This window comes from Pseudomonadota bacterium, assembly GCA_018817425.1.
In the GTDB taxonomy this organism is placed as follows: domain Bacteria; phylum Desulfobacterota; class Desulfobacteria; order Desulfobacterales; family RPRI01; genus RPRI01.
Genome location: JAHITX010000007.1, coordinates 127,803 through 154,209 on the forward strand (window position 1 = coordinate 127,803; position 26,407 = coordinate 154,209).

At 39.4% G+C, this 26,407-nt stretch carries 21 protein-coding genes; 3 read left to right on the forward strand and 18 right to left on the reverse strand.

Annotated elements, in window-relative coordinates; genetic code table 11:
* Nucleotides 1–152 precede the first annotated feature (152 nt).
* From KKC46_01815 to selA, 15 genes are all read right to left on the reverse strand, one after another.
* The gene (locus tag KKC46_01815) at nt 153–512 is read right to left on the reverse strand and encodes a DUF5615 family PIN-like protein (protein ID MBU1052546.1); all 360 of its coding nucleotides are present in this window, start codon (nt 510–512) and stop codon (nt 153–155) included.
* The gene (locus KKC46_01820; protein ID MBU1052547.1) at nt 509–742 is read right to left on the reverse strand and encodes a DUF433 domain-containing protein; all 234 of its coding nucleotides are present in this window, start codon (nt 740–742) and stop codon (nt 509–511) included. Before KKC46_01820 ends, KKC46_01815 begins: the two co-directional genes overlap by 4 nt.
* 185 nt (nt 743–927) lie before the next feature.
* Nucleotides 928–3,570, reverse strand: coding sequence for an alanine--tRNA ligase (gene alaS / locus KKC46_01825; GenBank protein ID MBU1052548.1), 2,643 nt, complete (start codon nt 3,568–3,570; stop codon nt 928–930).
* A gap of 20 nt (nt 3,571–3,590) precedes the next feature.
* Nucleotides 3,591–4,625, reverse strand: a complete 1,035-nt coding sequence (gene recA / locus KKC46_01830; protein ID MBU1052549.1) for a recombinase RecA — start codon at nt 4,623–4,625, stop codon at nt 3,591–3,593.
* Nucleotides 4,597–5,205 (reverse strand): RNA 2',3'-cyclic phosphodiesterase, encoded by a 609-nt coding sequence (thpR, locus tag KKC46_01835; protein MBU1052550.1) that lies wholly within the window; start codon nt 5,203–5,205, stop codon nt 4,597–4,599. Before thpR ends, recA begins: the two co-directional genes overlap by 29 nt.
* A 44-nt stretch (nt 5,206–5,249) precedes the next feature.
* Nucleotides 5,250–6,419 (reverse strand): homocysteine biosynthesis protein, encoded by a 1,170-nt coding sequence (locus KKC46_01840; GenBank protein ID MBU1052551.1) that lies wholly within the window; start codon nt 6,417–6,419, stop codon nt 5,250–5,252.
* Between the two features lie 10 nt (nt 6,420–6,429).
* The gene (locus KKC46_01845; protein ID MBU1052552.1) at nt 6,430–7,815 is read right to left on the reverse strand and encodes a M23 family metallopeptidase; all 1,386 of its coding nucleotides are present in this window, start codon (nt 7,813–7,815) and stop codon (nt 6,430–6,432) included.
* A gap of 138 nt (nt 7,816–7,953) precedes the next feature.
* Nucleotides 7,954–9,204 carry an IMP cyclohydrolase gene (locus KKC46_01850; GenBank protein ID MBU1052553.1) on the reverse strand — a complete coding sequence of 417 codons (1,251 nt, stop codon included), beginning with the start codon at nt 9,202–9,204 and terminating at the stop codon, nt 7,954–7,956.
* 30 nt (nt 9,205–9,234) lie between these two features.
* Nucleotides 9,235–9,909 (reverse strand): hypothetical protein, encoded by a 675-nt coding sequence (locus tag KKC46_01855; GenBank protein MBU1052554.1) that lies wholly within the window; start codon nt 9,907–9,909, stop codon nt 9,235–9,237.
* A 5-nt stretch (nt 9,910–9,914) separates the two neighbouring features.
* Nucleotides 9,915–10,553, reverse strand: coding sequence for an HD domain-containing protein (locus KKC46_01860; protein MBU1052555.1), 639 nt, complete (start codon nt 10,551–10,553; stop codon nt 9,915–9,917).
* Nucleotides 10,554–10,690: 137 nt separating this feature from the next.
* Nucleotides 10,691–11,389: an MBL fold metallo-hydrolase gene (locus KKC46_01865; protein ID MBU1052556.1), complete on the reverse strand. Its 699-nt coding sequence runs from the start codon at nt 11,387–11,389 to the stop codon at nt 10,691–10,693.
* Complete coding sequence (locus tag KKC46_01870; GenBank protein ID MBU1052557.1) at nt 11,386–12,342, reverse strand: deoxyhypusine synthase family protein; 957 nt, start codon at nt 12,340–12,342, stop codon at nt 11,386–11,388. Before KKC46_01870 ends, KKC46_01865 begins: the two co-directional genes overlap by 4 nt.
* 2 nt (nt 12,343–12,344) lie before the next feature.
* Nucleotides 12,345–12,932, reverse strand: coding sequence for a D-sedoheptulose 7-phosphate isomerase (locus KKC46_01875; protein ID MBU1052558.1), 588 nt, complete (start codon nt 12,930–12,932; stop codon nt 12,345–12,347).
* A gap of 192 nt (nt 12,933–13,124) precedes the next feature.
* Complete coding sequence (locus KKC46_01880; protein ID MBU1052559.1) at nt 13,125–14,495, reverse strand: tetratricopeptide repeat protein; 1,371 nt, start codon at nt 14,493–14,495, stop codon at nt 13,125–13,127.
* A gap of 2 nt (nt 14,496–14,497) precedes the next feature.
* A complete protein-coding gene (selA, locus tag KKC46_01885) occupies nt 14,498–15,919 on the reverse strand; it encodes an L-seryl-tRNA(Sec) selenium transferase (GenBank protein MBU1052560.1) in 1,422 nt (473 codons plus the stop codon).
* A 209-nt stretch (nt 15,920–16,128) separates the two neighbouring features.
* On the opposite strand from selA, the gene rfbB reads away from it, so the two are divergent.
* The 3 genes from rfbB to KKC46_01900 are packed head-to-tail and all read left to right on the forward strand — an operon-like array spanning nt 16,129 to nt 19,665.
* The gene (gene rfbB / locus KKC46_01890) at nt 16,129–17,184 is read left to right on the forward strand and encodes a dTDP-glucose 4,6-dehydratase (GenBank protein MBU1052561.1); all 1,056 of its coding nucleotides are present in this window, start codon (nt 16,129–16,131) and stop codon (nt 17,182–17,184) included.
* 15 nt (nt 17,185–17,199) lie between these two features.
* Nucleotides 17,200–17,925 carry an orotidine-5'-phosphate decarboxylase gene (gene pyrF / locus KKC46_01895; protein ID MBU1052562.1) on the forward strand — a complete coding sequence of 242 codons (726 nt, stop codon included), beginning with the start codon at nt 17,200–17,202 and terminating at the stop codon, nt 17,923–17,925.
* 51 nt (nt 17,926–17,976) lie between these two features.
* Nucleotides 17,977–19,665: an AAA family ATPase gene (locus KKC46_01900; protein MBU1052563.1), complete on the forward strand. Its 1,689-nt coding sequence runs from the start codon at nt 17,977–17,979 to the stop codon at nt 19,663–19,665.
* Between the two features lies 1 nt (nt 19,666).
* Here the strand turns inward: KKC46_01900 and KKC46_01905 are convergent, their stop codons facing one another.
* The 3 genes from KKC46_01905 to KKC46_01915 all read right to left on the reverse strand — a co-directional run bounded on the left by KKC46_01905 (nt 19,667) and on the right by KKC46_01915 (nt 26,405).
* The gene (locus KKC46_01905; GenBank protein MBU1052564.1) at nt 19,667–22,681 is read right to left on the reverse strand and encodes a DUF5110 domain-containing protein; all 3,015 of its coding nucleotides are present in this window, start codon (nt 22,679–22,681) and stop codon (nt 19,667–19,669) included.
* Between the two features lie 186 nt (nt 22,682–22,867).
* On the reverse strand, nt 22,868–24,106 hold the full coding sequence (locus KKC46_01910; GenBank protein MBU1052565.1) for a metallophosphoesterase: 1,239 nt from the start codon (nt 24,104–24,106) through the stop codon (nt 22,868–22,870).
* Between the two features lie 22 nt (nt 24,107–24,128).
* Entirely contained in the window at nt 24,129–26,405 is a 2,277-nt protein-coding gene (locus KKC46_01915) for a hypothetical protein (protein ID MBU1052566.1), read from the reverse strand.
* Nucleotides 26,406–26,407: the final 2 nt, after the last annotated feature.

Consider the following 26,407-nt stretch of genomic DNA (forward strand, 5'->3'; position numbering starts at 1 on the left):
ATTTCTTGAAATAATAATTAATTTCTTTTACTCAGGAATAATAGAGCAAATTGATGCTTTATATGGTTTCTTTATAGAAAGCGGTTTGTAGAGAAGGATGAGTCTGTCTAAGCGGCTTTCGCAGCTCCTCACGGAGCAGGGCTCCTGCTCTTTTATTTTCTATTGTGAGACTTCCATGTACTTTGGACAGCATCTCGAATGACAACCATAAGACCGGGCCACTCCTTTTCAGCATATCTTTTAATTGCCTGCATAACACTTCTGTGAATTTTTTCCCGTGTGGGATGTTTAAGGCATATAATCAAAATTCCATGGTGCGGTTCTTCCCGGTAATTTGAAAAACCTTTATCCGTTGTAACTAAAAGACATTTTCCCTTTTGCGATTTCTTCCATAAAGCTTCATCCGTTATTCCCTGATCTTCGGTTCCACGAATATCAATAACATCAAAACCCTGTTCGCAAAGCTCCCTTACAGTCACCAACGGAATATTTTCATCTACAAATATTCTCATACAGCGTGTTCAATAGGTGTTATTTGTTCTTCGGCCAGTGAAGCTGCATAATCCAGACAAGCATATATATCATCCCTTTTTAATGACGGATAATCTTCGAGAAGGTCATCTATTTTATCCCCATTTGCCAGCATGCGAATTATTTGATGAACAGGAATTCTTGTACCCTTGATACATGCTTGCCCGTGACAGATTTTGGAATCAATTGAAATACGTTTTTTCATATTCATACTCCTTGTTACAGGTCAAACGATGTCATCATCTTAACTATTTATAATAATGGGTCATTGCCCATTAATCAATCCAAATATATCATGGTTTTGTTTTTTACAATATGGTTTTTTTAAAAGCATGAAAAACACTGGGAAATTGACTAACCTCGGGTCAGAAGTACTTACCAACTTTACAAACCATCTTATCCAATTGCACCGATAACATCATAAGCTCCGGCCAGAGCTTCATCCAGTTTTTCCGGAATACTTCCTCCGGCCTGGGCCATATCGGGTCTTCCGCCTCCGCCGCCTCCGACTACAGGCGAAACCTGTTTTACTATATTTCCGGCATGATATTTTTTTACAAGATCTTTGGTAACAACAACTATAAGAAATACTTTGGAGTCTGCTGCGCTTCCGAGAACAACTATACCGGATTTTATTTTATCCCTGAATTTGTCGGCAAGATCTCTTAATACAGCAGGATTTTCTGCGGATACTTTTTTAACAAGAACACTTACCCCGTTTATTGATTTAATTTCAGTATCGATTTCATCGGTTGCACGGGAGGCGATTTTTGCTTTTGTTTTTTCAAGCTCCTTTTCATAAGCTTTTTGCTGGGAAAGCATTTTTTCTACTTTTTGTGGCAATGCTTCAGGTTTTTCTTTAACAATACGGGCTGTTTCATGCAAAGTCTTAATGCTGTGCTGAACATAAGTTAAGGCGGCTTCGCCGGTTAAGGCTTCGATACGCCTTACTCCTGATGCAACGCTTGATTCAGTTATAATTTTAAATAGACCGATATTTCCGGTTTTATCAGTATGTGTTCCGCCGCAAAGCTCCTTGCTGAATTCTCCAAGAGAAATTACCCTTACAACATCACCGTATTTTTCTTCGAACAGAGCGGTAGCTCCTGTTTTAAAGGCTTTTTCCGCATCCATCTCTTCTATGCAAGTCAGTGCGTTTTCCCTGATTCTTTCATTTACAAGCATTTCAATTTTATCAAGCGTATCAGAATCAACCTGTGAAAAATGGGTAAAATCAAAACGAAGTCTTTCGGAAGATACAAATGACCCGGCCTGTTTTACATGATCACCTAAAATCTGCTTTAATATGCTATGGAGAATATGTGTTGCAGTATGATTAAGCGCTGTAGCATTTCGCCTGTTATTATCAACGGTCAGAGTAACGGTTTGGCCTTTTGAAACGCTGCCGGAAAGTATTTTACCTTTATGAATAATTATTCCGGCCGGATCTTTTATCGTATCTGCAACTTCAATCTCAAGATTATTTGAGGATATTAAGCCAGAATCTCCGGCCTGACCGCCCGATTCACCATAAAAAGGAGTTTCTTCGGTAACAATTTCTATATTTTTGCCGGAAACAGCTTCAGATATTTCCTTTCCATCTTCAACTATTAGAAGAACTTTGGAATCACATGTTTGTTTATCATAGCCTAAAAACTTAGGGATAAGCCGGTTTGCCGAAAGATTTTTATATGCTTCTGTTATCCCGGTAAAACTTGCAACCGATCTTGATTTTTCTTTCTGGCTATTCATGGCCGCATTAAAACCGTCCATATCAAGAAAAAGTTTTTCATCCCTTACAACATCTCTTACAACATCTTTTACAATATCAGGTGGAAAACCATAGGTATCATAAAGCTTAAATATGATATCTCCGGAAATAGTATTTAAACCCTTTGCTTTGATTTCCGAAAGTGTATCATTTAAAAGTCTTAATCCATTATCAAGTGTTTCCGAAAACCTTGCTTCCTCATTTTTTATAACGTTTGCAATAAATGCCTCTGCTCCACCAAACTCAGAATAGGCCTCTTTCATATTTTCAATAACAACATTAGAAGTATCATGTAAAAAAGGTTTTACCAGGCCGATGTTACGCCCGTAGCGTATGGCCCTTCTCATTATCCTTCGAAGTACATATCCTCTTCCCTCATTAGACGGAAGGACTCCGTCGCATATAAGAAAAGCCGTGGCCCGGCTGTGATCGGCTATAACCTTCATAGCAACATCCGACACAGAAGAACTTCCGAACTTCTTTTGTGATAATTCTTCGGTTTTCTTTATGATAGGAAGAATAAGATCCGTGTCATAGTTTGTAGGGACATTTTGCACTACTGCTGCAATTCGTTCAAGCCCCATTCCCGTATCAATGCTGGGTTTGGGCAGAGAAGTTAATTTCCCGGAAGCATCCCTTTCATACTGCATGAAAACAAGATTCCATATTTCAAGATAACGATCACATTCACAACCTACTCTGCAATCAGGCTTCCCGCAGCTATATTTTTCCCCCCTGTCAATAAGTATTTCAGAACATGGACCGCAGGGACCGGTATCTCCCATTGACCAGAAATTATCTTTATCATCCAATCTTACAATTTTATCTTCCGAAACACCGATATTCTTATTCCAGATATTATATGCTTCATCATCATCAAGATAAACCGAAACCCATAGTTTTTCTGCCGGGAGATTATAGCCGTTTATAAGAAGATCCCAGGCTAATTCAATAGCCTTTTCTTTAAAATAATCACCAAAGGAAAAATTTCCAAGCATTTCAAAAAAAGTATGGTGTCTTGCCGTATAACCTACATTTTCAAGATCATTATGCTTTCCGCCGGCACGCACGCATTTCTGGGAGCTTGCCGCCTTTACGTAGCTTCTTTTCTCTTCTCCAAGAAAAGTCCGCTTAAATGGAACCATTCCTGCATTTGTAAATAGTAAAGTAGGATCTTCCACCGGAACAAGTGATGAACTTCTTACTATCTGATGATCATGCTTTTTAAAAAACTCTAGAAACTGTCTGCGAATATCGCTGCCTGTCATTAATAACTCCATATAAATACTTACTCTTCCACCTTTACTTCTTCTTTTGCCGGCACAATACCGGCAGCTTCTCTTACCTTTGATTGCATATTCTTAAAAATATCCGGGTTTTCCTTTAAGAAATTTTTTACATTTTCGCGGCCCTGCCCTATTCTTTCTCCATTATATGAGTACCATGCGCCACTTTTGTCAACTACTCCCAAATCCACACCAATATCAATGATATCGCCTGTTTTAGATATCCCTTCGTTATACATGATATCAAATTCGGCTTCCCGAAAAGGCGGAGCCATCTTGTTTTTGACAACACGAACTCTCGTCCTGTTTCCCATAACCTCCTGCCCGTCTTTGATAGATGCAGTTCGACGTATATCAAGCCTTACGGAAGAATAGAATTTAAGGGCATTGCCTCCTGTGGTAGTTTCAGGATTTCCGAATACAACACCTATCTTCATCCTTATCTGATTGATAAAAACAACGGAAGTCATTGTCTTGCCGATTATTCCGGTCAGTTTTCTCAATGCCTGGGACATGAGTCTTGCCTGAAGCCCCATATGGGAGTCACCCATATCGCCTTCAATTTCAGCTCTGGGGACTAACGCTGCAACCGAATCGATTACAATAATATCTATAGCTCCGCTTCTTACCAGCATATCCGCAATTTCAAGGCCCTGCTCACCTGTATCAGGTTGAGCTATGAGAAGCTCATCGCAGTTGACACCTATTACTTTTGCGTAAGCAGTATCAAGGGCATGTTCGGCATCAATATATGCGGCCACCCCTCCTTGTTTTTGGGCCTCGGCAACACAACTTAAAGCAAGAGTCGTCTTGCCCGATGATTCCGGACCGAATACTTCTATAACTCTTCCTCTCGGAAGCCCGCCCACACCAAGCGCTCTATCAAGTGAAAGAGAACCCGTGGGTATTACAGGAATATTAACAACAGGTCTGCTGCCAAGCTTCATGACCGACCCTTTTCCAAACTGGCGTTCAATCTGTCCTATTGCAGCATCAATCGCTTTTTCCTTATCCATTGCATTGCTTGCATTGCTCATAATTTCCCCTTTCAACCAAAGGCACATTTAAAAGTTCGGTATATACAGCCCCTTGTGGTTTAAGATCGCTTTTAAACAGAACAATCTCTTTAGCTGTAAAAACTTCCGGATCAAAGTTTTGATATTTTCTTATTGCTTCAATTAACTTCCCGTTGTTAACTTTACCTTTAAAGCGCCCCATTGTCAGATGCGCTTGAAACGGCCTTTCTTCTATTTTAAAACCAAATTGCTTTAATTTTTGTTCAAGAGTATTGTGCAAACTTAATAATAGCGGTATTTCGCCTGAGATACCAGCCCAAATTACTCTTGGACGAGTAATTGACGGAAATACACCGATTCCTTTTACAGAAAGATTTATATGAGAAAAACTCTTAACACAATCACCCACAGCAACCTTAATATGCTCCATATCGGACTTATCTATATTTCCAAAAAAGTGAAGCGTAAGATGAATGTTATCAGGTTTAACCCATCTTACAGGAAAACCAAATTGCTTTAAATCTTTCTGAATATTTTTTATGAAAGATAAAATGTTTTCCGGAAGCTCAAACGCTATAAAAGCTCTTATGGTATCAGGCATGGGATTAAAAGAACAAATCTTATCCGTTTATATCAGTAAAGTTATCAGCTATCAGGTAAAGTAAACTGGGGTTCCCCCAGAAAAAACTTTCCCTTCAGAATCCATTCTTTTAGTATCTCTGTAATTTCTCTGGCCTTAACAAGGCTTGAAAGCGGGGTTGCAGGAATTTTTTCACTGCCATAATTTATAAACCCGCTTTTTAGCTGTGCATAGCTGACCTGCCCATAGCTTTTTGAAACTCCGTTCGGGTAATCATTTCCATAATCAACAATCTGAGTAAATATCTCTTCATCGGATATACCGGTGTAAGATGCAATGTCTTCATTTAATATAGGGATGGGAATACCTAAGCCTACCGCAAGAGAACATCCATATCCTTGTATGCTTACACCAACAAGCCATTTAGGAGTCATGTTTTTCAAATCACCCATTACCCAAAGTGTACCGGCGGGAGTAACCGGAATCCCTTTTTCATTTCTACTGGCTGAAGGCTTATGCTGAGTTCCCTGCCAGGTAACATATCCTGTTGCACCACCCAAAAATATTCTTGTGCCAAGACCTATTGTTTTATAATAAGGGTCATTCATAAGAGGGCTTAGTTCCCCGGCACAACAATAAGTTGCATTTGCACCCCGTGGTTTTAATGTGCCCATATAAGTATAAATTGTTTTTTTGGTCAGATTGATTGCACAATTATAATTCTGATAACCGTTTCTGGGATTGCAAAGAGTTGCACCTGGAAGAGATGCAAGTGAAATTTCTTTTTCAATCAATCGGCCCGGATAGCATGAAGTGCCATATCCTGTAGCTTTTAGAAACACTTTTTTTCCTGCAACCAGATCCTGGATAACATGTCCGCCGCCATAATTAAATTCACCGGGATAAACCTTGTTTAAAGGATCATCCTCACAGGGCTCTGTAGCTCCTATATAACAATCAACTGCTGCAATCCCGGCATATGCCGGAACATTGTTTAACCATACTTTTGAAGCTTTTGTTGTCGGTACCGAATGTCCGAAATTTATGAAAGCACCTGAAGAACACATGGGAGCAAAAGTTCCGGTAGTAACAACATCCACATGCTTTGCAGCTTTAACCGGCCCATCGTTTTTTACTATATCGATCATTTCCCCGGCCGTAACTACAACAACTTTTCCGGATTTAATTTTCTCATTGATCTCTTTATAGCTTTTATTTACTTTATACTCCTTCATCATTTTTTTCCTAATTGGTGCCTATAATTGATTTGGCATCACTAATTTTGCCGGATATGTTATTTCTTATCCAGGAAGCATCAAGCCACTCTATCGGATTTACAAATACATCATTTACAAGCATGCTGAAATGCAGGTGGTCTCCACCGGCAAGACCGGTTTTCCCGGAATGTCCGATTGTATAATTTTTTTCTACAATCTGGCCTACGGTAACATCGGCACTGCTCAGATGGCCGTATAAACTATAAAGGCCGAAACCATGATCAATAAGAATCATTTTCCCGTAAATTCCGAAATCTCCTACATATTTAATTTTGCCATTATTTGCAGCAGGAACCGGCGCGCGTGAAAGTGAGGCCAGATCAATTCCAAGATGGATCTGACTATCTATACGCTTGCCATTATAAATATAACTTCTATTGTCGGCATAAGAAGCCTTGTTTGCAGCATTTGGAAAACTTATAAAAGCACCTTTCCAATAAATTTCCTTATCAGAATTTTTTATAAGTTCTTTTAATTTGTTATGGTTTTCAATTCTTAACTCACGGTTTATTTTGATATACTTATCCAAAAGAGGGTTTTCTGAATTCTGGTCAACATTCACATCAAATTGGGGTACAACCGCATTAAGGAATGAATCAGTAATTTGGATTGAATCTTTATTAAATTTTCGCGCCTTGATATTTACATTAAAACCTCTTTTTGCGCTGTTTCCTGCCTCGTCAACTGCTAAAGCGTATATTTCAGTGCCCGGCCCTTTGTCATGTTCAAGTGCATAAAAACAGATATAAATATCTTTATCCTTAAAAAACCCGCTATAGCCGGGAAAGAAACTACCTCCGGCATAAACCCCGCTTTTTTGGCATGGTTCGGATAATCTGTAAATTTCGACACCTGCCCCACCCTGATTTATATATTGCGTTCCGCCCAAAACATCTATTTCGGGCCGTTTGGTATCAATATTAATTTCATTCTCAATAACGGTTATATTTCCGTTCCACCATCTGCGCCATGAATAGTCCCAGGCACTTGTTCGCATTAAAGCTTTACCGTCTTTAAGTCCAAGCTTTACAGGCTCGATTGTAATACTTACAGTATCTTTATTTTGACCTGCCCCGAAAAAAGATGCCTTAGCATATTCTTTTTCAGTTAAAACAGTTTCTTTACCGTCTTTTACAATCTCCATTTTAATTTTACGCAATCCTCTTTTCTGGTCTGAAAAAGAAACTGTAATATCTTTTAAAGCACCTAAGGAGGTTATTTGAGCCGGACTATCAAATTTTATTGCCGGGCTTTCACCTTCCATATTGAAAACTAAAACCCACATAGCCGGAATTAAAACCAGGCCGAAACAAACTATTAAAATAATTTTTAAATTGATTTTCTTTGTTTTCAATTTAGCACACTAACCTTTCTTTACAGTAATATATTGAAATATTTTCAATATATATCTTTCCTGCTTTAACAAGGCCATAAATTAACATGGAATAAATCAATATGCCAGTCTTATTTTGATTGGATTTAAACGAAGCCCTTAGTGTTTAAAACTTCTTTGCCCCGTATAAACCATGGCAACTCCGGCTTCATTGCATGCATCTATGGATTGATAGTCGTTTTCGGAACCACCAGGCTGGATAACGCAGGAAATTCCTTCCCTTAATCCAATATCAACTCCGTCTCTGAAAGGGAAAAAAGCATCACTTACCATAGCGGCTCCTGTCAAACCACCTTTTTCATTTGCAACTCTTTGATCAATTTCCGTTTTTTTATCCTTATCATTAAAATCATTATAAGAAACCCCGTATTGTTCAAAGCAATATCTGTCGGCAAGCTTTCTGTATGCCTTATCTCTAGCAATCTCTGCAACCCCTACTCTATCCTGCTCACCTGTACCTATCCCGACAGTAACTCTGTCTTTTACATAAATAACGGAATTTGAAGTAACGCCTGATTCAACCAACCAGCCGAACAGCATATCCTCGTATTCTTTATCGGTAGGCTCCCTGTTGATTTTGTAGTTTTCACCCTTATAAGTACATTCGGCAAGGCGCAGATCTTTCTTTGAACGCGCCTCTGGCACAAAAGACCACTGGGCTACAATACCTCCGTCAATAAGACTTTTAAATTCAACAAATCTTTCACCAACAAAATTATGAAGTTTTTCTATATTTTTTATCTTTATCACTCTTAGGTTTTTCTTTTTTGCAAAAATACCCATAACACCTTCTTCAAACTCAGGAGCTACAACTACCTCAGCATATTGCATGCTGATTGCTTCTGCCGTAGCAATATCAACCGGGCGGTTTAAGGCAATGCAACCACCAAAAGCCGCGATCCTGTCTGCTATGTTTGCTTTTACATATGCATCAACCAAGTTATCGGATAAAGCAACACCACATGGATTATTGTGCTTAACTATTACGGCAGCCGGCTGATCAACAAAATATCTTAAAATATTTAAAGCATTGTCGGCATCGGTTAAGTTTGTTTTGCCGGGATGTTTGCCGGATTGAAGAAGTTCGGCATCTGAAACAAGATATTTTCCGGAAAGTATTGTAGCGGTTTCTCCCAAAACAAGATTGCCGTTTACAAGTTTGTAAAGAGCAGCCTCCTGGCCCGGATTCTCACCATACCTTAAGCCTTTTCTTATATTATCTATAGTCCATGAAACCTTATCATAAAACAGAGTTTGTCTTTTATCGCCATCGATAAAGCTTATTTCCATTGCAGGCGGAAAATGGTCATCCATTATGGTTTTATACATTTTTTTCAGATCTTGCGGCATTTGTGCCCCCCTTAATATTTTAAATAGGCTCTATAGTCTATAGCATCCGCTCATTTCTTCATATGTCTTTCCTGAAAGAAACTCAGCAATTGTTTTGTCATATTCTGCTGTATGAGCAAATGCTTTTTTGGCAAGCTCAAAACGGCTTTTTAAGGATATTGTATTACTGTTTTCTTTCAGTTCGGTTATTATACTCACATAGTCTTTGGGATCAACTACCGAAGCTACTCTAAGATAGTTCTTGGCAGAAGCCCTTATCATACAAGGTCCTCCGATATCTATGTTTCCGCGGGCATCTTCTACCGTAACGCCCTGCTTTGATATTGTTTCTTTAAAAGGGTAAAGATTAACTACAACCATATCTATAGGAACGCCGTTTGTTCTTTTAAGATCTGCCTTATGTGCTTCATTATAAGTTTCTGTAAGAATCCCAAGATATATTTTAAAATCCAAAGTCTTGACAAGACCTCCCTGTGTTTCGGGCTGGCCGGTATAATCGGAAACCTGTGTAAGACATGTTGCTTTTTCCCCAAGGATTTCTTTCAGTTTAGCAAAAGTGCCTCCCGTAGAAAAAATATTTATTTCAGGATTTATTTCAACAAGCTTTGGAATAAATGTCTCAAGATTATTTTTATCCGAAACACTTACAAGTACATTATTTATTTTGACCAGGTCATCTGTTTTATCTACTTTATTAATACTCATAAGATCTACCTCTTTCCATCATATTCTTCCGTAAAACGTTTAAAAAACTCTTCCATGAAAGCATGGCGTTCATCTGCGATTTTTTTGCCTTCACGGGTTAATATTCTTTCTTTTATCCTGCAAAGCTTTACTTTATATTCCCTGTACCCGGTGTCTTCTTTTGTATATGGCTTTGTATCCTCAATCTTAATATCCGGATTATAAAGTCTGGCTCCAACTTCTCCTGCAAATAAAAAAGCTCTTGCAACTCCCACAGCTCCTATTGCATCAATTTTATCAGCATCAAACAACACTTTAGCCTCGGCGGTTTCGGGCATGAAATTTCCCCTGAAACGATGAGATCTTATACAATGGATAATATTTTCTTTGCGGCTTTGGGAAATAGAAATCTCTTTTATAATCGGCAATGCCATCTGGGCTCCCTTTTCGGCATGGCATACTGCTCCTAAACTTGCATCCTGTTCGGATCTTCCAATATCATGTAAAAGAGCGGCGGCTATCAATACTTGCATATCAGCATTTTCAGCAGGACCTATACGCTCGCACAAACTGCATACTCTTAAAGTATGTTCCCAGTCATGGCTTGATTTTGCACCATTAAAAAGTTTTTCTGCCTCTGTTTTTATGTAATTCTTTATATCCATATTATTTTAGCTAAAAGGGTTCCGGGGTTCAAAGGTTCAAGAGTTTAAGGCTTAGATGCAAGTGTATTTTCACTTGAACCCTTGACCCCTCGAATCCTTGAATCCTGCTATAGGCTTCAGCCGATAGCAATTTTAATCTATTCAAAACTCATAAGAGCTTCCCATCGTTCTTCTTCCGTTGAAACAGCAAAACCTTTTTCTTTTAAAACAGATATCAATTGAGGATTATCAAATCTCAAATATGGATTAGCCTTGAATTCATCTTCAAGAGTTGAGGCAACATGAAGAGGATTATATTTTTTCAAAAAAACATTAATATCACCATTTTCCGGTTCAATAACTCTTGCAAACTCCATGGCATATTCATAGTAATCATGACCTGCATATATTACAGTTTTTTTTGGTAAAGCCATCAGCTTTTTTATTGAATTCAAAAACAATAAATTATCGCCTGTAAAGCAATTGCCTATAGTTCCGTTAAACAAGGTGTCTCCGGTAACAAGAAAATCATCAGCATGAAAAGATACTGAATCATTGGTATGTCCGGGAGTATGGATTATATTTAATTTTTCGTCTTCCAACTCAATATATCCGTTTTCAATAAGCGTATCATTATCAATATACAAAGCACCTGAACGATCAAGAAGTGATCTCAAGCCTACGGTATGGTCAGGATGCGCATGAGTATTTACAACAAACTTAAGGCATAATGCGTTTTGCTCTGCAAACGAAAGTATTGCATCAACAGCACCTCCGTCTATGGCAACAGCAGTTTTGTTGTTATAAACAAGATAAGCAAGATTGTCGGATGAAAAGCGGAATTGTTTGATATTCATTTGTTTGAAGCTATCTTTTCTATTATACCTGCTGCGATAAGCGGCAGCATGATTTCATGATGACCGGTAAGGCTTATGCCTTTTCCTCCCTTGGCAGTTGGCCTGTTTACAACATTTGTCATGGGGCGGTATTGTTTTATAAAATCCATATTTACAGTAGTAAAGTTTTCAAGATTATGGCCAAGATTGCGAACCAGAGTTGTAGCTTTAAGAAATACTTCAGGCAGAATAACAGAAGATCCTACATTAAGATATACGCCTTCATTAAGTGTCGATACAACAGATGCAAAAGTCATAAAATCCCTGTAGGACGCACTCCCCGCTGCACCCGCATCAAAACCGGGATGCATATGAATTATATCCGTGCCTATTGCAACATGAACTGTAACCGGAATACCCGATAAAAAACCTGCTGCAAGCAAACTCTTATCTTTAAAAGGAAGATCGTTTTCAACAATAGCTTTACCAACTGCTTCACCTAAACCCAGAGACTCTTTTTGCGCCATCTTTATTGCATTGCTTAAAAATTCTCCGGTTTCTTGCGCCATGCCAAAGGAGCCGTCTCCTATTGAAGCTTCAACATCTTCAGAAGTTCCTCCGTTTAAGGCAATTTCAAAATCATGAATAATACCTGCTCCGTTCATGGCGATAGCATTTACAATTTTTTTTTGCACAAGATCAATTATTATCGGATTCAAGCCGACCTTGATAACATGCGCACCCATACCCAAAAAAACGGTTTTTTGATTAAGAAAAGCTTTTGCTATTGAAGATATAACAAACTTAAGATCTTGTACTGCAAGTATATCAGGAAGAGTATCTAAAAAACCCTTTAAAGAATCTCCTGTTTGCCAAGTTGATGCAAAATCATTTACAGAAACCTTACTCTTTCTGCCTGATATCGAATAAGTTTTAAGTTTGTCAGTATTTATAGGTTTAAAAGAATGCGCCATATCTACCCTTTATTTATAAATTGTTCAGGATACAGGTTTCTGTCAACAAGCTCGCAAAAAATATGCCCAAGCAGTATATGAACTTCCTGAATTCTGGCTGTTATATCCGACTCCACAGCAAATACCATATCCGCCAAAGAAGCGAGTTTACCGCCACGGCCTGTAAACACAATGGTATATAAACCGATTCTTTTTGCTGCTTCTACCGCCTTTATAATGTTTTTCGAATTGCCGCTTGTGCTTATTCCTATGGCAATATCATATTGTTTGCCAAGCGCAAGAATCTGCTTTGAAAAGATATCATCGAAACTATAATCATTTCCTATGCTGGTCAGTATGGAAGTATCGGTTGAAAGAGAAATAGCAGCTAAGGGTGGCCGTTCGATTTTAAACCGGTTTACAAATTCAGCCGCAATGTGCTGTGCATCTGCTGCGCTGCCTCCGTTTCCAAATATTAAAACTTTATGACCTGATACAATGCAATCCGATATTTTCCCGGCCCCATTGATTATAAGATCCAGATTATTTTTTATAAATGTTCTTTTAAGTTCTATGCTCTCTTCTACTATATTTTCAATTATGTTTTTCATGATTTTTTGTCCTGCTCTATGATTAGGATAATAAACAACTAGTTAAGGCAAAGACTTTGTTCAAATTGTTTTTAGTCAAAAGGGGCCAAGGGGTCAAGGATTCGAGGGTTCAAGCTTTAAATATAAGTGGTATTTAACTTGAACCCTCGACCCCTTGAATCCTTGAATCCTTGAATCCTCAAATTATAAACTTCAGGAAATAGTTGCTGACTTACTTTTTTTTATACTTTTAATATACATCCGTGATTCACAGCCAAGCTGTTCAGCCTTTACAAACTCGGACAATGCTTCTTTGACAAGATTCTTCTTTTGATAAAGCCTTCCCAGTCTTTGCCTGAACAGGCCGTTATCCGGTTCTATCTCAACACTCTGACTGCAAAAAGCAAAAGAAACATCACTGTTTTTATTTTCCATTTCATATAACCAGCCAAGAGAAGACAAAGAAGCCGCATCATCAGGATTAATTTTTATTGCTTTTTTATAAGCATCCTCGGCTTCATCCATCATACCTGTTGCAACAAAACTTTCTCCAAGATAAAATAGTGCAACGCTTGATTCCGGCTTTAAGTTTGAGGCTTTTTCCAGACATTTGTTCCCTTCTTCGGTTTTACCCAATTCAAGCAAAAGCTTTCCTGTCTGAAAATCAATTTCGAACAACTCTTCTCCAAGATCACCAGCCTTAAGAAAATATTTTAAAGCTTTTTCTCTTTTGCCTACCAACTGATAAACAAGGCCTAAATTATAAAGAGGCATTATCTCTTTCGGTGCAAATCTGACCGCTTCCTTAAACTCCTTAATGGCTTTTACAAAATCTCCAAGGACTCCGTAACATACTCCAAGGCTGTTATGAACATTAACATTATCAGGATCAAACAAAAGAGCTGTCTTAAACTCTTTTATAGCTCCGTCAATATCTCCATCCTGATAAAGCTTGTCTCCGCTTATATTCAGGCTAACAGCGTCAAATGCTACTATGCTGCCCGGGCCGAAAAAATCTGCATGTGCAAGAGCCTTTTTGGCATTTATGATTATGTCGTTTTTCCTGTATATAAAAGCAGGATAAGCTGCAATTCCGGTTGTCACCGAATTTGTTCCCGATTTTTCAATATTTGTTTTGAATTTAACAGCATAGTTTAAGCATTCTGAAGCTTTTACATCGGGGAAATAGCATGCAAACTCAAAACGTGACAAACGCCCCCAAAACCCGTTTTCAGCTTTACAAATTTCATTAATTTCTCCGGCTATATCTGAAAGCACCTTATCCGTATCCACCGTTTTTTGCTTTTGATCCGGCTCTTTAACATCATCAATACGAATTATCATGGCACCAAAAGCAAGATATGGAGCAAGCTGTTTCATGGCATACTCCAAAAAATTTTCTCCGCTTTGCATCCCTGGGAAAAGATTATTTAAAATATCTTTTTCATCATCTTTTTCCTTTATCTCAGCCGTGTGTATAGATTTTAGAGAAGGTTTTAAATCAGCTTTTGAAAGTAAAAACTCATTTGAACTGCTTCGGTGTTGAAATAAATCGTCTTTATTACTGATGTCAGTTTTTTTCATTATTAATTCCTGTTTAAAATTGCGGTAACAGCATCTTTAATAATAACCAACTCATCTTCCTTAACGGTTCTTAGATCTATAATAAAATTATCATCCTCAATTCTTCCTATTATTGGCGGTGTATTATTACGCATATTTTTCTCAATAGAATTTACCGACATACCGACAATTTTTATGGCAATACATTTTGAGGGAAGATTAACAAGCGGCAAAGATCCTCCGCCTGCTTTGGAATCCATATCAACAGGTTTAATTGAAAGGGCCAAATTATTAATACCGGAAAAAAGTTTAACAAGTTTTGCAGCACGTTTTTTTATTAGATTAATTGGAGTTGTCAACATAGAAAGCGTTGGAATAAGCTTTACTGCTTTTTCAGGATCTCTATATAATCTAAGAGTGCTTTCAAGAGCAGCAAGCGTCAGTTTATCAATGCGAAGCGCTCTTGTTAAAGGATTCTTCTTAATAACATCAATGATATCTTTCTTGCCGACTATGATTCCTGCCTGGGGGCCGCCTAACAATTTATCACCGCTAAAAGTTACAATGTCTGCTCCTGCCGATACCGATTCCTGGACAGTCGGTTCTTTGGTAAGGCCGTACATTGAAAAATCGATAAAAGTACCGCTGCCCAAATCTTCCATAACAGGAATATTATATTTTGAGCCCAATAAAATAAGCTCCTTCAAATCAGCACTTTCAGTAAAACCTACCACACTGAAATTACTGGTATGAACTTTAAGCAACAGCCCTGTATCACTTTCAATTGCTTTTTCATAATCCTGAGAACGGGTTCTGTTCGTAGTGCCGACTTCCTTTAATATAGCTCCGCTTTTTGCAATAATATCAGGTATCCGAAACGATCCGCCAATCTCAACAAGCTCCCCTCTTGATACTATTACTGTTTTACTTCTGGCAATTGTTTCAAGGCATAACAAGACTGCTGCGGCATTATTGTTGACAGCCATAGCAGCTTCTGCGCCGCTTAATTCACATAAAATTTCTTCAACACTTGCGTATCTGGTACCGCGCTCACCTTTATTAAGATCAAATTCAAGGTTCGAATAATTTCCTGCAATCAAGCCAAGATTTTTTATGATATCGTCTGCAAGGATAGAACGGCCAAGGTTTGTATGAATAACCACACCGGTTGCATTGATAACCTGCGTAAGATTAGGCGTCATTGCCTTATTTACGGCAAATTTTATTTTTTCCATAATAAGCGAATCGCTCAGATCTGTTTCGGCGGGAAGCTTTTTAACATCTAAAATATCCTTTCTTAATTCTCCCACAACTTTTCTTATAGATAAAAGAAGAACCGATCTTGACATGTCATTAAAGGCAGGTTCCGTTTTTGAAAGTTCAAGAATATAGTCTATGCCGGGAAGCATTTTTAAGAGGTTTAGCTGTTTTTCATTTAATTCCATATCGTAGTTTCCGGTTATAAGCTTTATTTCTCCTTAAATTATTATTTACATATAACAAATGTTATTATAATTCATGCCTTTTTCCAGACTTTTTACATACCATTTTATACTCAATTAATTCAACATTTTTCTTTACTGTTGCATATAAAACATAATTTAGTGTATGTAAGATTTAAGGTTATCTATCGGGTTTGAAAGCAGGAGATTACATGAAAAATATACTTGTTACAGGCGGATGCGGATTTATCGGATCGAATTTCATACGATATATTTTATCGGAAACCGGATTTGACGGGCGTATTGTAAACGTAGACAAGCTTACATATGCCGGAAACATGGAAAATCTATCGGGCATCAAAGAAGCTTTTCCTGATCGCTATTTCTTTTCCAAAACTGATATCTGCGATCTTTCGGAGCTGACCGGTCTTTTTAAGACATATGATATTGATACAATATGTCATTTTGCCGCAGAATCACATGTTGACAGATCAATAACAAAACCGGGAGATTTTATCCGCACAAACATAGAAGGTACTTTTTGCCTTTTGGAGCTTGCAAGGCAATTTAAAGACAAGCTTGAACTCTTTCATCATGTAAGTACCGACGAAGTCTTTGGTTCACTCGGTGAATCAGGATACTTCACTGAAACAACACCATATAATCCCAGCAGTCCCTATTCCGCTTCCAAAGCTTCCTCAGACCACCTTGTAAGAGCTTATTCCATAACCTACGGGATTCCTGTTACGATATCCAATTGCTCAAATAATTACGGGCCGTATCAATTTCCCGAAAAGCTTATCCCGCTTATAATTTTAAATGCCGTTGGAAATGAACCGCTTCCGGTGTATGGCCAAGGTGTTAATATCCGGGACTGGCTTTATGTAATAGATCATTGCAAAGCTATATGGACGATAATGAAAAACGGGCGCAGAGGAGATACATATAATATAGGCGGAGACTGTGAAAAACGAAATATTGATGTAGTAAATATCATCTGCGAACTTGTGGATAAATTGATTCCTTTAGAAAATACAACACCAAGAAAGAATTTGATAACTTTTGTAAAAGACAGACCGGGGCATGATCTAAGGTACGCAATAGATTTTACAAAGCTTAAAAATGAGCTTGAATGGGTACCATCAGAAACATTTGAATCAGGAATTGAAAAAACCATAAAATGGTATATTGATAATACAAATTGGGTGGCAAGGATCAAAAGCGGTGAATACAAAAAATGGATAAAACAACAATACGAAGACCGGTAACAATATGATAGAGGCCTGAATTTGAAGAGCGCAAAAGATTACATTATATTTCCTCTCGATGTCCCATCGGCAAAAGATGCAAAACATTATGTAAAACTTCTTTCCAATCATGTCGGAATGTTTAAAATAGGGCTTGAACTTTTCATAAGGTCAGGACCTGATGTAGTGAAAATGATTAAAGATATAAGTACCGCAGGTATTTTTCTGGATCTTAAGCTGCATGATATACCCGAAACAGTAAGACGCTCTACTAAAAGCATTGCCGATCTTGATGTTGATTTAACTACTGTTCATTGTGCCGAATCAAATGAAATGCTAAAAGCCGCTGTAGCAGGCTGCAAAGGTAAAGTGTCTATTCTTGGCGTAACCTTATTAACCAGTATATCTTCCAAGGACATCCGGGATGCCGGTTTTGAAAAACAATACTATGCCGATATTTCAAAACTTGTTTTTAAAAAAGCTAAGATGGCAAAAGATGCAGGATGTAAAGGGGTAGTCTGCTCCGGGCTTGAAGTTATGATGATAAAAAAATCATTCGGTAAAGAATTTATCGCCGTAACACCCGGTATAAGACCTGCATGGAGTTTATCGGAAAAAGACGACCAGAAGCGTATTACAACACCTGCCGATGCAATTAAAAACGGCTCCGATTATCTTGTAATCGGAAGACCTGTAAGGGATGCAAAAAATCCCCTTGATGCAGCCATTATGACTGCGGAAGAAATTGAATCCGCAATGTAGTAAAGCAAAATAATCTGCCAATATAAAAAAACAATGCATGAGGTAGTAAGAATGAATGACTACATTCAATATTACGGCCTTTCAGAAAATCCGTTCGATATCTCGCCGGATCCAAAATCCTTCTTTCCTTCAGAAAGTCATAAGGAAGCTTTAGCCTCTTTGCTTTACGTAGTCAAGGAACGTAAAGGATTCATGCTGCTTATAGGTGAAGAAGGCGCCGGCAAAACCATTCTGGTAAACCACCTGATCAAGAGTTTGGATAATAATGAAAATGTAGTCTATTTTTCGGATGGGAATCTTTCCTACGAACAAATATTAAAGGAACTACTGATCAAACTGAAGCTGTCGCCTAAAAGAATAAATAAAGCTGCTATGCTTTTTGAGTTAAATGATTATTTAATACAAAATCTGGCTCTGGGAAAAAATCTGATTCTTATTATCGATGAAGCTCAAAACATTTCCGGTGATGTATTGGAAGAACTGCGATTGACCTCCAATCTGGAAACCAGCTCCTCAAAGCTTTTACAAATAATTTTTGTGGGCAGGCCAAAACTCGAAACCAAACTTAATACCAGAGGGTTAAGGCAGCTAAAACAAAGGATCGGCACTATAGGTCGTATCAATCGCTTAAGCCCTGCGGAATCGATAAAATATATTAATCATCGATTACTGCATGCAGGATGTGATAGTAGCGATATATTTTCACCAAAAGCACTTGCTTTAATTTGCAGTCATTCAGATGGCATCCCTATAAAAGTTAATCTTCTCTGCCACAATGCCTTATTTAAAGGATTTGAATACTCCGAAAAACCAATCTTAGCTAAAACGATAAGAAAGATACGCAATAAAGGCTATCTTTTAGAAGATAAACAAATAAAAGACGCTGTAACCGGGCATAAACAAAAGCCACTCTTCACATTCGCAAAACGGAAAGTATGTCTTAAAAGATCTCTTTATTTTTGCCTTGCTATCGGATGCATAATGGTTGCAGTATTTCTGGGCAATAAACATCTGAACAACATCCCTGAAATCTCTAAACCATTAACTTATTTCAAACCAACCACTGTAAGTAAAAAAGTTCCCAAAAAAGTTGAAATAAAAGCCCCCGTTACAAAAGAAGTAATAAGCGATGCCACAGTTATCTGGGAGGTTTTAGTACCTGAACCATTACCGGTTATACCTTTAATGGAAAATCAACCGGAACAAAATACTTCTGATATATCTGATAATTCTGATACAGCTGATACTGCTAATACAGCTGATACCGCTGATCTGATAGATCCGCCCAATGTACCGGAGACAAACGGGTTACGATATGAAAAAATTGTTACTATTAATGAAGGAGATACTCTTTACCTCTTAATTTTAAACAATTATAATCTGGCAAACACGACACTGATGGATATTGTCATAGCTTTCAACTCGGAAATCCCCAATCCTGATCTGATTTTCTTAAATAGTAAAATTCGTATGCCCGAAATTACAGAATCAAATCTGATTAAAAAATCATCTGATGGAAGCATCAAGGCTCATCTTGGAACTTTTTTAACCCGGCAAAAAGCTGTAAATTACAAGAGGTTGATCAATATTACTGATAAAGAAATTGAAATTATACCTATAACAGTATCACCCGGCAAAACATGGTTCAGAGTTATGGCAGGCCCTTTTACTAATGAAGAAGATTGTTTAAAAATGGTTCAGGAGTTAAGGCAAAAAGGGCTTCTGCCGGCTTTCGGATAAATCAAAACGCCCCGGCACTTGTTCCTGCAAAACCCGATTCCGGTAAGTTTACGGATTTATTGTTTCCGGGCATATATTGCCACTGACCTGACTTGAGCCTCTTTACACATTTCCATTCCAGGGTTTTCCCGGCCGGAAACCCGCTTACAAGACCGGTCCATTTCGGAGTATTTGGCCCGGGACCGTTGTGGTTCGGAGGCGGATTATAAATATACTCATAATAAATGTTTGGACTGAGTAAAACCCCTTTGGCCGGGTCCCAATTACCTATCAACGGATCATTTCCGAAGGCATAAATATTTTCTCCCGGTGCCGTCCAGCCATTTTCACATACAAAATTTACCGACGTAATCGGAGTTATGGGTTTTAGGGCAATCAAAAAAGCCTTTTTTCTGGCTACATCAATAACACCGGATTTCATGGAAACCAGATTTCGCCCTGCATTGAACCAACCACTTGCCCTCTTGTTGAAATCCGCCATTGATGTTCGCCTGGGAAGAGCCTTGCCATTAAGCTTTACGCCTTCTGCCAGAGCATTATCTACCACCAGTTGTACGATGTTGTTGCGGCTTCTCACTGCCCCGGTATAACTTCCTATAGCATTTTCGATCACAACGAATACGCTCTCAACAATTTTCTGCTGGGAAACCTTCGTGGTTCGGGTGCTGTAAACCGGGCGCTTATCCTGTGTAAATCGGACCGTTTCACCATCATCTTCATAGAGGGTAAATGTGCTGGGAGTAGCATCTGCATAAACCTGCACGATCAATTCATTATGTGATGATCCCTTTTTACGATGACCGAACACATCTTTCGTCTGATCATCAACATACATAATGGGCAGTATAGCTCCTGACCTGGCAAATACGGGTAACCGGAATACGCCCCCTATATATACAGGGAAATCACTCACCCATTCGCCATGACTATTGAACCATTCGCGGGTATGGTAATTCACCCATGTACCTTTTGGCAGATAGATGTTGCGTTTATGTTCGCCGTGATTTGCCACCACCCCCACCAGCAGATCCTTTCCAATGAGCTTTTCATGGCCGAGGGTACGCACATTCGGATCGTTTTGATAGTAATATACAAGCGGCGGGATAAGTGGTTCTCCATAAAGATACGCTCTGTAGGCCAGCGAGTAATAGTAAGGCGTAAGTTCATAACGCTGACGGATATTTTCGCGATTGGATTGCATATCACCTACAAGGTCGGGGGAGGTCTCGTAGCGTTTACTGGTTTGGAAACTGTTATCCGTATGGGGTCTGACCGGCACATCGAACCATGAACCGTTTGCAAACCATTGGGTATATAGTTCATACTGGTACTGGAGGTTTCCGGAATGATCTTTATTATAAGGCATCCCTTCACGGCGGAAACCGCCTATATCCGAGCCGTAATAATCGATCCCTGAAAATGACATATGAAGCTGGCTGTTTAAATGCGACGCAAGCAAATCAAGATTTGAGCCAATATCGCCTGACCACATTGCCGCACCGAAGCGCCCGGAACCCGAAGCTCCGGAGCGCGTGACAACAAACGGTCTGCGGTTTATCACTGAATTCTTCTCGGCAAAACCGTCGTAAATCGACTTGTTCCATAAAAAGGCGTACAGGTTGTGAATATCACCGTGTTGGTTTTTGGGACCGGCCGCAGTGATCTCAACGCCATGATAGCAGGCATTCGGATCATATTTCTCCGGTTCCCCCAAATCGGTCCAATGACCAGCAATCCCCTTGCTCACCATATCAGGAAAGCGCTTGTTTTCATGTAACCACCGGCCTGCATCAGGATTGGACCAGTCTATCATTGCGGCCTTACCGAACCAGTCTGTCAAAATTACGGGTTCCTGGTTTTCCGGATCGCACTGTCCGGTTTTCTTCTGATAGGCAAAAAGACTTCCTGCTGTTTTCATCTGGCTATAAGTATCTGTATTCTGGTTGACGTATGACTCCTCGATGGTTACAAAACCGATATTGTCGTTTTTGTAAGAGGCGATTTTGGTGTCTGGATCGGGAAAGTAATACCCATTGCCGTCTCCACTGTCCCGGTCCCAATCCAATTTGCCCATCATGCTGTCCGGGCTGTCCTTAACCACTCCGCCGAACCATTGCAGATCTAAGACAAAACCGTCCACCGGAAAGTTGTTACTGCGCAGGCCGTTTAAAAGAGTATCAATCTGCGTCCAATCCTTATAGCCGAATTCCGATACCCAAAGACCAAATGCTTTGCGCGGCGGAACCGGCGGTGTGCCCACAAGTTCTATGTAGTCTTTTCGAAGATCGGGAAGATCTGGGCCGGTCATTACATAGAAACGGATCTGATCACCCCACATCCTCACCTGCCAAGGGTCGCCGGTAAAATCCCAGCGCTGTTTGTAGACATTGTCAAGAAACAAAACATAGTTAAGATTATTGTCTCCCAATGCATACATGACAGGCAACTGCACATTGCCCACCATTCCTGCCGGGCCAAAAGGCATGAAACCATTGCCATGGCTCTGGGCCTGACCCGCGGGTTGCTCTTCCCTAACCTTATGCTGTAGCCAGTCACCATCAGCTGAGCCCAGCTTTTTAAATTGCTGACCAAGACCGTATACATTCAGCATTTGGCCTTTGATGATATTTATACCTTTCCAGTCATTATCAAGGTCGGCCGGGCAAACCGTGGTCAGGAAACGATTCCCGATTTTGTCCCACATAGAAACACAGAGATTTTGCGTGTCCACCTCTACCTTGATATCAGCGGTCTCGAAACCGTTTCCGGCAGAACTGAAAGACGCAGGCCCAGAATAGTCTGTTTTGAGTACCATGGGGGAGGCATACAGCGGTTTGGTCAAGTCCGGTGCGGAACCCACTGCTGACAGTTCGAAGTGGATCAGATCATCATCGAGAGCCTCTACCACCAGGTATTGGTTTCCCAGGTTGAATTTGACCCGTTTGATCTCGGCCTGGAGCGATGTTGCCACGAAAAATACAAACAAGGTAATTATCAATGTTAATTTCCTCTTCATGATAAACTCCTTTCTTGAAATGTCTTATTGACTATAGCCTGAATGATTCCTGTTAAACGGAGAACCTGACAACGTCACTATTTCACCACCATTTCACATATGCATTCTTTATCGTTACAACTTTTTATTTACAAAACAATGACTCGTTTACCATCTTTTTTTATGGCATATCATAATGTCTCTTTTTCAGCATTTTTTGGGATTTTCATCTTCTATCACTGTTCCATCAGAAAGAAGGGAATGTACCGATATAGTATACTTATCGTTTCCTTTCCATTCTATTACCGAAAAAGTAGGTTTCTTTTTGCCGTCTTCCATATCGGGCCTGGCAGGGCAGTTGAAACCCGAATTAGTATAAAAAAGTAATCTGTCATCATTTTTCGGAGCATGGGTATGTCCCATTACAATTATCGGCTCACCTTTGCCGGAAAAGAGTTCAGCTTCAAGCGCTGTCGCCCAGGCAGTAAGGTCACCGCACGCATCCGTATCGGCAAATCCCATCAATGCTCCGTCTATATTATTTAAGTGGGCATAATATTTTGAATCTACCAGAGAGCCCTTAGACCAGGTTGAGCTGGGCTTTTCTATAGTACCGCAAAGCAGTTTCGGATAGGTGGCTTCCACATCAGCAGCAGTTGCCGTAACATCCTGCCCGTTATATCGCGGCATTACAAATGAGGTAACCGGATCATGGTCTTTCGGATCAGGCTGTAAAGCATTTATAACCATATCCGGTAAATTAAATGGAGTACCGGCCTTCCACATTTTAAAAAGGTTTGAGAGCATCTCATCGACATCGAAACCAAGCGGATTACCAAGCCCTTTAAGATAGGCGGCATTTTCTACATTCAGCTTTTTACACTCTATGTTTGAAAGCAGCGCCGACATTCTGGTTATGAAATAGCTTAACGGCAGGTTTTTCCAGTTTGCAGGCGGATTTATATAGTCACTGGCGCATAAAAGCGAATAGATGTGTCCATGAGTCATAAAAATGGGTCTTGGTCCCAACTCAGGCATATAGTACTGTAGGTTGATCGGCATTACCTTTACATCCGGGCTTATTGCACTGCAAATCTGATCGGCGGTAACGGCCATGTCGTGGTTCCCGTTTACATATACTACATTATTTTTACCCAGAGCATTAACCGTTTTAGCCAGTTCACCGTATAATCCGAAAATCGCCTTGTTTACACCATTTGGAAGAGTAACAACTTCAAACGAAGGCGGAATTATTTCGGGAGGGTATGTCCATAAATCGACAAGATCCCCCAGTAATACCAGCTCCTTGACATTATTTGCGGGGTTTTGGGCCCATTGAAGTGATGCGATCAGCATATCCTGGTGAATCTTGCTCTGATACCAGTTGCTTTTCGCATCTATTCCAATATGGATATCGCTTAATACCATGATTCTATTCTTTGCCATACTATTTCCTTTTCTTATATGATTACTCCTTAATTAACAGTGTTTTAAAATAAGTTTTTCCTTCCAAATCAACTTCGGTCCTTTCTATACCGTGGATATCACTCTCATAGCCTGGGAAAGTATTTTCAAAATCCTGCCTTGCCAATAAGTAGCTGAGTATCGGGTCTGAATCAGAATCATAGACTTCACCGCCCATGATTACAGGTATACCCGGAGGATAGGGAACTACCATAACGCCCTGTATCCTTGATTGTTCAGGTTGTATATTTCTCAACTCAACAAACTCTACCTTGTTGCAAACTACCTGCCGGTAGGCATCGGAAGGAACCATTTTTTGCAAAGGTATGTTTTTAAAGGCGTCATCCATTAATTTGAGAATATTATTTTTTTGGATATATTCATGCATCATCTGACAATGGTCTTTAAGCCCGATATTTTTATATTTATCAGGATATTGTTTGACCAATTCCGGGAAAACCTGACCCAGTAAAATATTTAAGTCATAAAGTTCTTTAAACTTTAATAGTTCCGCTACCAGCGTTCCCTGTTTTCCTCTGGTTGTACCTGGAGAATTTAAAAGCAAAAAGGAGTAGTAATCACTTTTTTCACAGACAATGCCCTTATCGATTAAATAATTTGTTACAATGGATGCAGGAATACCCATTTTCTGATAATTGCCGTTTACATCAATCCCAGGGCAGGTAAAAGTCAGTTTGATTGGATCAAGCATTACATAATCTTCCGCTACATCAAAACCATGCCAGGCATCACCATGCTTGATGACCCAGTAATCCTGATTTGATATTAATTCTTCCAGCGGAGTTTCGCAAATTGTATCAGGCTGCCACATTCCAAAAAACCAATCATTATTAACCAAATAATCCTTTTGTATTTGGGCTGTTTTTTTCCTTAACTCTATTGCTTCCGTAATGATGTCATTAAAAAGTACAGGGCCGTTGTCATGCATCATTTTGGAAGCCACTTCCAGTGAAGCTACCATATTATACTGAGGCGAAGTTGATCCGTGCATCATATAGGACTCATTAAACAGAGTTTGAAACATCTCCGTTTTTTCAGGTGATTTGAGGATATCTTCCGTCAACCTGACATGGATCATGGAAGCCTGGGAGAAGGCTGTCAATAATTTATGAGTGGACTGGGAACAAAAAACAAGTCGGTCATTCGGCGCAAGTGCCATACCGTAATGATTTTGATAAAGGGGATGAAATTTTGCGTAGGCATACCATGCTTCATCAAAATGATGGACTTTTACCTGATTAAGTTTTTTCATTACATATTCAATATTATAACAAACTCCGTCGTAGGTTGAGTTTGTAAGAGCAGACATGTTATACTCTTTTGGCTTAATTTTGGTAAAGTCAACGGGCCCGATAATGCCCATGCCGTTTCTGACAGGACACATATATTCGGGTTTTGCTTCTGTGATAATCATGGCGTAGTTCAATGATTTGTGGCAGTTTCTGTCAACAAGTGACGCTTGCCCCGGTGATATCTGACTTCTCCATATGATCTGGTTGGCCGTTGATGTTCCGTTTAGCACATAATAGCATTTATCCGCTCCAAATACTTTTGCGGAAAACTGCTCGGCCTCTCCGGTTACTCCACTGTGATCAAGCAAAGATCCCAACTCCGGCACGGATATGGAAAGATCGGCTCTTAAAACATCTTCGCCGAAAAATTTATGAAAGGCCGTACCCGATGGACTTCGTAGAAATCCTTGTCCTCCCATATGTCCCGGTGTATGCCATGCATATTTATATTCATTTACATATTCTATCATGGTACCAAAAAAAGACGGCAGTACTGATTTAATATATTCCGTCACATGCCTCTCAATTCTTCCTGATAAAAACTCTACCGTATCCGTCAATTTCCATATTGTGCCATTTATACCGGCCAATATGCTTTCCGGAATCTCTTCGATTGAACCTCTGTTAACCAATAAAAGTATTGGAATTGACTGATTTCTGGTCCGTATAAAATCAATTAAAATACCGGACAGTAAAACATTATTACCCGCTATACCCTTGCAATAATTTTTTCTGTGAAGCCGGCCTGCATCAGCAAGATTGTAATCAAGAACGATAGCGCCCAGATCTTCTCTGGAAAAAACGATATCATGAGCATCGCCAAAGGATGTTGAGAGTATATAGGAGCAATCCTGCTCCCTTGTTAACTGTTCCTGGAGTTCTTTTAACCATGCGCTTTCATCGTTTTTTTGATTGATCTGATCGGTCACAAACAAAACAGGCCATGAAGATTTATCTATTTTTTTCACAA